Raw genomic sequence first — 8188 nt, 5'->3', positions numbered from 1 at the left:
AAATCAACATGCTTGCCTGTGGTCAGGTAGCAGGAGAGCCATGTCAGCCCTTCGAGTGTGTCAGGATCGGCGCAGGTTGAAAGCATGTTTTTCCAGCAATGGCGGCGCACATCTTTTCTTGTGGAAAAGGCGGCGCCGCCCCTTGGTTCAGATCATTCAGAAGGTTTTGGCGTCGTCGCCGAACCATTTCTTGATCGCGGTGTTCAAGGTTCCATCCGCTTTCATCGAGGTGATCGCATCGTCGAGCTTTGCTTTCAATTCGGTGTCGGATTTGCGCAAGCCGATGCCGATACCCTCGCCGATGGCAACGTCACCGCCGACAAAGACGAACTTGCCACCGGATTCCGCCTCGATCGGGACGAGATAATCCTTGTCCGCAAACACCGCGTCGGCTTCGCCATTGCGCACGGCAGCCACGGTTTCATCCGGGGTCGCGAATTCCAACAGTGTTGCACCGCTTTCGGCCACCGCTGCGGCCTGGATGGTGCCGGTTTGCGCGGCCACAATCGCTTTCTTCACGTCAACATCCGGGCTGAGCGCAATATAGGCGCTGGCCGTAGGCGGCAGATAATTCTGCGTGAAGTCAATGACCTGCTTGCGTTCCTCCGTGATGCTCATCCCGGCAATGATCGTATCATAGTTGCCCGATTGCAGGTTCGGAATGATACTGTCCCAATCGCTGGTGACCCAGGTACAGGTCAGCTTGGCGCGGGTGCATAGCTCATCACCGATTTCGCGTTCAAAGCCATCAACCTGACCGGCATCGTTGATGAAGTTGTAGGGGGGGTACGCCCCTTCGGTGCCCATGCGAACGGTATCGGCCAGCGACACGCCAGCAGTAAGCGCCAGAAGCGCGGTTGTCAGGATCAGCTTTTTCATTTGATAACTCCCTATCGTAAAGTGTTGATGTTTCTTTGTGCCTCAGCCACCGGCGGAAAGGAAGCCACGCAAACGATCTGTCTGCGGGTTTCCGAAAACCGCTTGCGGCGGGCCTTCTTCTTCGGTTTTTCCCTGATGCAGGAACACCACATGGTCCGACACATCCGCCGCCAGCCGCATGTCATGCGTCACCAGCAACATGGTGCGACCTTCCTCGGCCAGCGCCTTGATCACCTTGACCACTTCCTGCTCCAGCTCCGGGTCGAGCGCGGAGGTCGGCTCATCAAACAGCAGGGCGCGCGGTTCCATGCACAAGGCGCGGGCAATGGCGGCGCGCTGTTGCTGGCCACCCGACAGCATCGCGGGCCAGGCCGCAGCCTTATCGCCGATCCCCACCTTGTCAAGATAATGCCGCGCTTTTTCCTCCACCTCTTTCGGGTCGCGTTTCAGCACAGTGACCGGGGCTTCCATCACGTTTTGCAGAATCGTCATATGTGACCAGAGGTTGAACTGCTGGAAAACCATCGACAGATTGGTGCGGATCCGGGTGACTTGCGCGCGGTCGGCCGGGTGGCGGTTGCGCCCCTCACCCTTCCAATGCACCGCTTCACCTTCGAATCTGATGACGCCCTGCTGGCTGTCTTCCAACAGGTTGCAGCAACGCAGCAGAGTGGATTTGCCGGACCCCGACGACCCGATAAGTGAGATGACATGACCTTTCGGCGCCACCATGTCGATGCCCTTGAGCACCTCAAGCTCACCATAGCTCTTATGCAGGTCGCGGATTTCGATGACCGGCGTTTCGGCTTTGGCTGGCGTTTCAACTTGTTGCAGGGTCACGGTTTCTCGCTTTGCTTGGTGCCTTGCGGCAAGTAGGGCGCATAATTCCGGGCTTTGCAACGGGGATTCTGCGCTCCGTTGCTTTGCGAAGCCATTTCAGGCGTCGGCACCGCGGGGCTCTCCCGGTGCGGGTGGCGTCGGGATTGCGAGATAATCCGCCGCCGGAATTGCAACCAGACCCTTGATGCCAAGCACGGCCTTCTGTTTGTGCGGCAAGGCTTCGATTGCTTGGCTCACTGCTGAAAACAGCGCGCCGGTATCGCGGCCAATCGCGGTAATCAACGGCAGGCCGGGGTTGGGTTCCGTCATCGCCACCACCCGCACAGCCTGCGCCTCCGGGTCCAGCCGTTGCAAATGACGCCATGTCACCGCATCAACCGCGGCAATCTCCGCCCGCCCCTGCGCCACCGCATGAACCGAAGCGCGATGCCCCCCGGTTTGCAACCCGGCAGGCAGTCGAACTGCGCGGCGCGCCGCTTCTGACTGCGGCCCGGCCCAGCCAGATTGCGACATCGCGTCATTATAGGCGATCGCAACGCCGTCAAACGCCGCCAGTTCGCCGCGCTGATCATCGGTGCGGGCAATGAAGACGCTGCGATAATACCCTGGCGCACAGCCTTCGACGCCGTAATCCGGGGTGCCGACAAGCAAAACCTTGCCATGCAACCGTGCGCGATAGGGAAAGCCGCAAGTCTGCGACAGCAGGAGTTCCGGCGATTGCCAACCCTGCCACAAATCCTGCCCGCGTGTCAGATGCTCGGGCGCATCGACACTGCGTTTGCGCAGGTTTTCAGCAATCAATGCCCACCAGGCATCATTGGCAGCAATCAGATCGCCGAAATCATACATCGACAGATCAGCATTCAACTTTGCGCCGCCTTCTGACGGGCAATGGCCGATTGCTGATCGGTCAGCCCGAGCAGGCTGACGACAAGCCGCATCAACCGGTCTTCCATATCGTCGCGCGCCGCATCGGCAAGGGCGACCGACCACATTGCCTCCAGAAGTTCGCAGCGTCCCTCGATTGCGATTGCGTCCTTGAGCGCACGGGTGAAACGTACGGTATCGGGGGCTTGTTCCTCCAGAACCTCCGCCCGCGCACGCAGCGCGGCCGCGGCATCCGCGGTCAAGCCATCGCGTTTGGCAAGGATGCGGTCGATCCGCGCAATCTCCTCCGGCGCATAGTCGCCATCGGCCCGCGCAATGCGCACGAGCAAGGCCGCCAACGCCAGATCGGCATCGGGTTGGGGCAGGGTATCGGGTGTCGGGGCCGTCAAACGGCGGATCAATGCGTCAAACATGGCGCAGATATAAGCAATCTTCGGCGGGCTGCCAATCACAGATACGAGGTCGGTTGGCAAACTGACTTGCAGGAAGTCGGCAACGATTCACCACATATTAACCATTGCTGCGAAAAACTGGCACGGCATTGCCTTGGGATATACCATGGATTCGGACTTGTTTGACCTTACGCCACCCAGCACGCCCCGCAGCTTTACTGAAGGGGAGCGGCTCGATATCTTGCGGCTGATCCGATCACGCCGCGTTGGACCGGTGACATTTCATCGCCTGATCGCCGAACATGGCAATGCCGGTGCCGCGCTGGCGGCGCTTCCTGCGATTGCTGCCGCCGCCGGGGTCGAACGCTACAGCATTTGCCCGCTGGACGTGGCGCGGTTCGAAATGTCGCAAGCCAGAATCGCCGGTGCGCAGATGCTGTGCTGGGGGGAGGCGGGGTATCCGGCGGCCTTCTACGACCTGGGCGATGCGCCGCCGGTGCTGTGGAGCATCGGGGATGCTTCGCTGTTGAACCGACCCGCTGTGGCGATGGTCGGCGCGCGTAACGCGTCGTCACTCGGGTTGCGCATGGCAGTTCGACTGGCGGAAACACTGGGTGAAAACGGCTTTGCCGTGGTGTCGGGATTGGCGCGCGGCATTGATGCTGCGGCGCATAAAGCGGCTCTGTCTACCGGAACCGTCGCGGTGCAGGCGGGCGGCGTTGATGTGATCTACCCCGAGGAAAACGCCGGGTTGGCGGGTGAAATTGCTGTCAAAGGCTGCCGGATTTCCGAGCAACCGATGGGATTGGCTCCGCAAGCCCGACATTTCCCGCTGCGCAATCGGCTGGTTTCTGGCCTTGCGCGGGCCGTCATCGTGGTCGAGGCGGCGGCGCGTTCGGGCAGCCTGATCACCGCGCGCAACGCCCTTGATCAGGGGCGGGAGGTTCTGGCGGTTCCCGGCCATCCGTTCGATGCCCGCGCCGCTGGCTGCAACCTGCTGATTCGCGACGGCGCCACTTTGGTCCGCAATTCTTCCGACGTGATTGAGGCGATTGGCAGTGGAAAGCACACCTACAAACCAGCGCCAACGACACCGGCGGAACCGTTGCAACCCGCGCCGCCGCTGCCCGGCCCGGCACCTGAACAGCGGCCCTTCGCCGAAACCGCTGGTCTGCACAGCCAAATCCTCGCCCGGCTCGGTCCCAGCCCGCTGGCCGAAGACCAGTTGATCCGCGACCTCGCCTTGCCGCCCTCGCGCATCACGCCGGAACTGCTGTCGCTGGAGCTTGAAGGTAAAGTCTTGCGTCAGGCCGGGGGGCTGCTGTCGCGGGTGGAATAAGGCGGCGGGCCGGTCAAGGACACATATCACCGATCACCAGATGATAGGCCGCGCACAACTCATCCGCGACATACCACACATCGGTCGCCCCCATGACCCATTGCACCACAACCCAAGTGTCACCCGACTTTTCATAAAGCGCCTCGATGTGCAAACCATCGAGGAATTCCAGCATCTCCGGCTCGCGCACCGCCATCGGCGTGTCCTCGATATCAATGGTGCCACCGCCCGGTCGTTGCGGCATGACGGCGGCAAATCCGACGCGGCCATCCACGCGCAAATCCTGGATCACAAACTCCACCGGTCCGCCCAACTGCCACTCGATATGCGGACGCAGCGCGTCCATCATTGCGCCGCGATCAACGGAACCCCGTGCCGGTTCCGTCCAGCCAAAGACCGGAGAGGCGACAAGCAGAGCAATGGCAAGAACGGCTTTCATCTGTGGTGCGCCTTCGTGACTGGTTGCCAGTGAAGGCCGAAAAATGCAATCAGGTCAATCGCTTTGCAAAGGCAAATCGCCTCCATTGACATTCCGTACCAATGCCCCACATCTTGCCCGCCCAGTGTCGACGCTGTTTCGGAAAGAGGTTTTTATGGCTGTTGTTGTTGTAGAGTCGCCTGCCAAGGCCAAGACAATCAACAAATATCTGGGGTCGAACTATACCGTTCTCGCGTCGTTCGGCCATGTCCGTGATCTGCCGCCAAAGGATGGCTCCGTCGATCCGGAGCAGGATTTTGCGATGAGGTGGGAAGTTGCCAGCGACAGCAAGAAACACGTCAAGGCGATTGCCGATGCCTTGAAGACGGACAACGAACTGATCCTCGCGACCGACCCTGATCGTGAGGGAGAGGCGATTTCCTGGCACCTGCAAGAGGCGCTGGTCAAAAGCATCAAGCCGGACACCAAAGTCAGCCGCGTGACCTTCAACGCCATCACCAAATCGGCGGTGACGGAGGCGATGAAGAACCCGCGCCAGATTGATGTGCCGCTGGTCGATGCCTATCTCGCGCGTCGGGCTTTGGATTATCTGGTCGGCTTCACGCTGTCGCCGGTCCTCTGGCGCAAACTGCCGGGGGCAAAATCCGCCGGGCGGGTGCAGTCAGTTTGCCTGCGCCTGATTGTAGAGCGCGAGATGGAGATCGAGGCGTTCCGCCACCGCGAATTCTGGGGTGTGAATGCAAGGTTTCAAACCCCGCGCGGGCAGGAGTTTGATGCCCGGTTGACGGTACTCGGCGGCAAGAAATTGGACAAATTCGACATTTCTAACGTCGAATTGGCAGATTTGGCGGTACAGGCTGTCACTTCTCGGACGATGGCCGTTCTGTCGGTGGAGGCGAAACCCGCCGCGCGCAATCCGTCGCCACCCTTTATGACCTCCACCTTGCAGCAAGAGGCGAGCCGCAAGTTCGGCATGGGAGCCAAGCAGGCGATGGGGGCGGCCCAACGGCTTTATGAGGCCGGGCATATCACCTACATGCGGACCGATGGGATTGACATGGCCCCCGAAGCGGTGACCGCCGCCCGTGCGACGATTGCCGACCGTTATGGCGCGAAATATGTGCCAGACAGCCCGCGCGTTTACAAAAACAAGGCCAAGAACGCGCAGGAAGCGCATGAATGTATCCGCCCGACCGATATGACGAAAGCAGCGGCGGACCTGCGGTTGGAGGGCGAGCAGAAGAAGCTCTATGATCTGATCTGGAAACGCACCATTGCCAGCCAGATGGCCGCCGCGCGGCTGGAGAGGACAACTGTGGATGTCGGCAGCAAGGATGAGCAGATCGTGCTACGCGCGACCGGGCAGGTCGTGTTGTTTGATGGTTTCCTCAAGCTTTATGAGGAAGGCCGTGACGATGAGGATGACGATGAGGGTCGGCTGCCGCAGATCATGCAAGGTGAAGCGGTGTCCTTTGTCAAAGGCGCATTCGCAGAAGCCTTTGCCAAGGCCGCCGCGGGAACGGATGACGTGATCGAAGGCAGTGCAACGCGCGTGGCCTCTGCCGTGACCAACGCCAACCAATCGGTGTTCGGCGCGCAGCATTTCACCCAGCCGCCGCCGCGCTATACCGAAGCGACGCTGGTGAAACGGATGGAGGAATTGGGAATCGGGCGGCCGTCGACCTATGCCTCGATCTTGACGACGATTGTTGATCGCGACTATGTGCGCAAGGACAAGAACCGGCTGTTTCCGGAGGATAAAGGCCGTTTGGTAACCGCTTTCCTGTCCAATTATTTTCCGAAGTATGTCGAATATGATTTCACCGCCGATCTGGAAGGGGAGCTTGACGATGTCTCCGCCGGCGAGCGGGACTACAAAGAAGTTCTGGCGCGGTTCTGGCGCGATTTTTCGGCGGCAGTCGCGGAAACGGCTGATCTTCGGATTGGTGAAGTGCTGACAAAAATTGATGAATTTCTAGCCCCGCATCTGTACCCGGCGCGCGCTGACGGTTCCGATCCGCGCATTTGTCCGCTGTGTGGCGAAGGGCGCCTGCATCTGAAAACCGCCCGCTCCGGTGGCGCATTCATCGGTTGCGGCAATTACCCCGAATGTCGATATACCCGCCCGATTTCTGTGCCGGGTGGCGAGGAGGGGGCCGCATTGGTGATGGACGGCAAGGTGCTTGGCCTGGACGACAACGGTGAGGAAATCAGCCTGCGCAATGGTCGTTTCGGCCCTTATGTGCAGCGTGGTGAGGCGACGGAGGAGGTGCCAAAACCGCCCCGCGCCAGTCTGCCGAAATCCTGGTCGCTGGAGGATTTGACGCTCGAACGCGCGCTGACCCTGCTGTCCCTGCCGCGCCAGATCGGGCCGCACCCGGACGATGGCGAGATGGTCGAAGCCGCGATTGGCCGCTATGGCCCCTACGTCAAGCATAACAAGACCTATGCCAACCTGCCCGATGTGGAGGAGGTTTTCACCATCGGCATGAACCGCGCGGTGGAGGTTCTGGCGAATAAATATTCCAAGGCGCGTGTGGCGGCGGAGCCGATCAAGGACTTGGGTGAGCATCCCGACGGTGGGCCGATGGTGGTGATGCCGGGGCGCTATGGCCCCTATGTCAAATGGGGCAAGGTCAATGCGACGGTACCGAAGGACATTGAACCTGCGGATGTGACCGTGGAACAGGCAGTCGCCTTGGTGAATGAACGTGCAGCGAAGACCGGAGTGAAGAAAAAGGCACCGGCAAAGAAGGCTGCGGTGAAAAAGGCGCCGCCCAAGAAGGCTGCCGTCAAGAAAACAACGGCAAAAGCAGCGACGAAAAAGACGACAGCGAAGAAATCCGCCCAGAAAGGCGCTGAGTAGAGCGTGTCGCGTTCAACCGAATCCACCCCCGGCAACCCGAACGCGTTTGCAAGTGCAAACGCTGCCTGCGGTTACCCTGCGAATCTCTGCCCCCGATGAAACGCAACAGGCTTTAGCGGTCCATGTTCCAAACGCGGGCAGGGGGCGTTCACGCCCCCTCTTTGCCTCACGGCAAATTCACCCCCTGAAGGTATTTCTGCCAAGATGAATTCAGCCGCCTGTGTGAGATTTGCCGCCGAATTGGCAAGGAAGGGTAGACCGCGCAGGCGACGTGGTTAATCCGGTTCAGTCCTGACCGGCATGGGGAAACGATGACAGCGATCCTCTATTCCTTTCGGCGTTGCCCCTACGCAATGCGGGCGCGACTGGCGATTTTGGCCTCTGGCGTGACGGTAGAACTGCGCGAGATTTTGCTGCGAGAGAAGCCTGCGGCATTTCTTGCCGCATCGCCGAGTGCGACGGTGCCTTGTCTGGTTCTGGATCGCGGCGTGCTGGACGAAAGCCTTGAGGTGATGCTTTGGGCTTTGCGTCAAAACGATCCGGGC

The 8188-nt window shown here is 60.3% G+C and carries 8 protein-coding genes; 3 read left to right on the top strand and 5 right to left on the bottom strand.

All coding sequences use genetic code 11. The features are described from left to right. Positions 1-156 precede the first annotated feature (156 nt). The 4 genes from L0H65_RS09895 to L0H65_RS09880 form a co-directional block, all read right to left on the bottom strand. Complete coding sequence (locus tag L0H65_RS09895; protein ID WP_301458709.1) at positions 157-879, bottom strand: transporter substrate-binding domain-containing protein; 723 nt, start codon at positions 877-879, stop codon at positions 157-159. 42 nt (positions 880-921) lie between these two features. After that, positions 922-1719: an ABC transporter ATP-binding protein gene (locus L0H65_RS09890; RefSeq protein ID WP_301458708.1), complete on the bottom strand. Its 798-nt coding sequence runs from the start codon at positions 1717-1719 to the stop codon at positions 922-924. 96 nt (positions 1720-1815) lie between these two features. Next, positions 1816-2586 carry a phosphate/phosphite/phosphonate ABC transporter substrate-binding protein gene (locus tag L0H65_RS09885; protein ID WP_301458707.1) on the bottom strand — a complete coding sequence of 257 codons (771 nt, stop codon included), beginning with the start codon at positions 2584-2586 and terminating at the stop codon, positions 1816-1818. Beyond that, the gene (locus L0H65_RS09880; RefSeq protein WP_301458710.1) at positions 2583-3020 is read right to left on the bottom strand and encodes a TerB family tellurite resistance protein; all 438 of its coding nucleotides are present in this window, start codon (positions 3018-3020) and stop codon (positions 2583-2585) included. The genes L0H65_RS09885 and L0H65_RS09880 overlap by 4 nt, the downstream gene beginning before the upstream one ends. A gap of 145 nt (positions 3021-3165) precedes the next feature. Between L0H65_RS09880 and dprA the strand changes: the two genes are divergently transcribed. Beyond that, positions 3166-4338: a DNA-processing protein DprA gene (dprA, locus tag L0H65_RS09875; protein WP_301458706.1), complete on the top strand. Its 1173-nt coding sequence runs from the start codon at positions 3166-3168 to the stop codon at positions 4336-4338. Positions 4339-4351: 13 nt separating this feature from the next. Here the strand turns inward: dprA and L0H65_RS09870 are convergent, their stop codons facing one another. Further along, positions 4352-4777 (bottom strand): hypothetical protein, encoded by a 426-nt coding sequence (locus L0H65_RS09870; RefSeq protein ID WP_301458705.1) that lies wholly within the window; start codon positions 4775-4777, stop codon positions 4352-4354. 154 nt (positions 4778-4931) lie between these two features. On the opposite strand from L0H65_RS09870, the gene topA reads away from it, so the two are divergent. After that, the gene (gene topA, locus L0H65_RS09865) at positions 4932-7643 is read left to right on the top strand and encodes a type I DNA topoisomerase (RefSeq protein WP_301458704.1); all 2712 of its coding nucleotides are present in this window, start codon (positions 4932-4934) and stop codon (positions 7641-7643) included. A gap of 311 nt (positions 7644-7954) precedes the next feature. Then, positions 7955-8188, top strand: a 234-nt coding sequence (locus L0H65_RS09860) for a glutathione S-transferase N-terminal domain-containing protein (RefSeq protein ID WP_301458703.1), incomplete at its 3' end; no start/stop codon positions are given.

The organism is Pseudorhodobacter sp. (assembly GCF_030452865.1).
In the GTDB taxonomy this organism is placed as follows: Bacteria; Pseudomonadota; Alphaproteobacteria; order Rhodobacterales; family Rhodobacteraceae; genus Pseudorhodobacter.
This window is presented reverse-complemented; position numbering and strand designations above follow the sequence as displayed.

What these genes read in the sequence shown, in the direction of transcription:
- dprA (WP_301458706.1), top strand. Translation starts at nt 3,166, where the DNA reads ATGGATTCGGACTTGTTTGACCTTACGCCACCCAGCACGCCCCGCAGC.
- L0H65_RS09880 (WP_301458710.1), bottom strand. Translation starts at nt 3,020, where the DNA reads ATGTTTGACGCATTGATCCGCCGTTTGACGGCCCCGACACCCGATACC.
- L0H65_RS09870 (WP_301458705.1), bottom strand. Translation starts at nt 4,777, where the DNA reads ATGAAAGCCGTTCTTGCCATTGCTCTGCTTGTCGCCTCTCCGGTCTTT.
- L0H65_RS09895 (WP_301458709.1), bottom strand. Translation starts at nt 879, where the DNA reads ATGAAAAAGCTGATCCTGACAACCGCGCTTCTGGCGCTTACTGCTGGC.
- topA (WP_301458704.1), top strand. Translation starts at nt 4,932, where the DNA reads ATGGCTGTTGTTGTTGTAGAGTCGCCTGCCAAGGCCAAGACAATCAAC.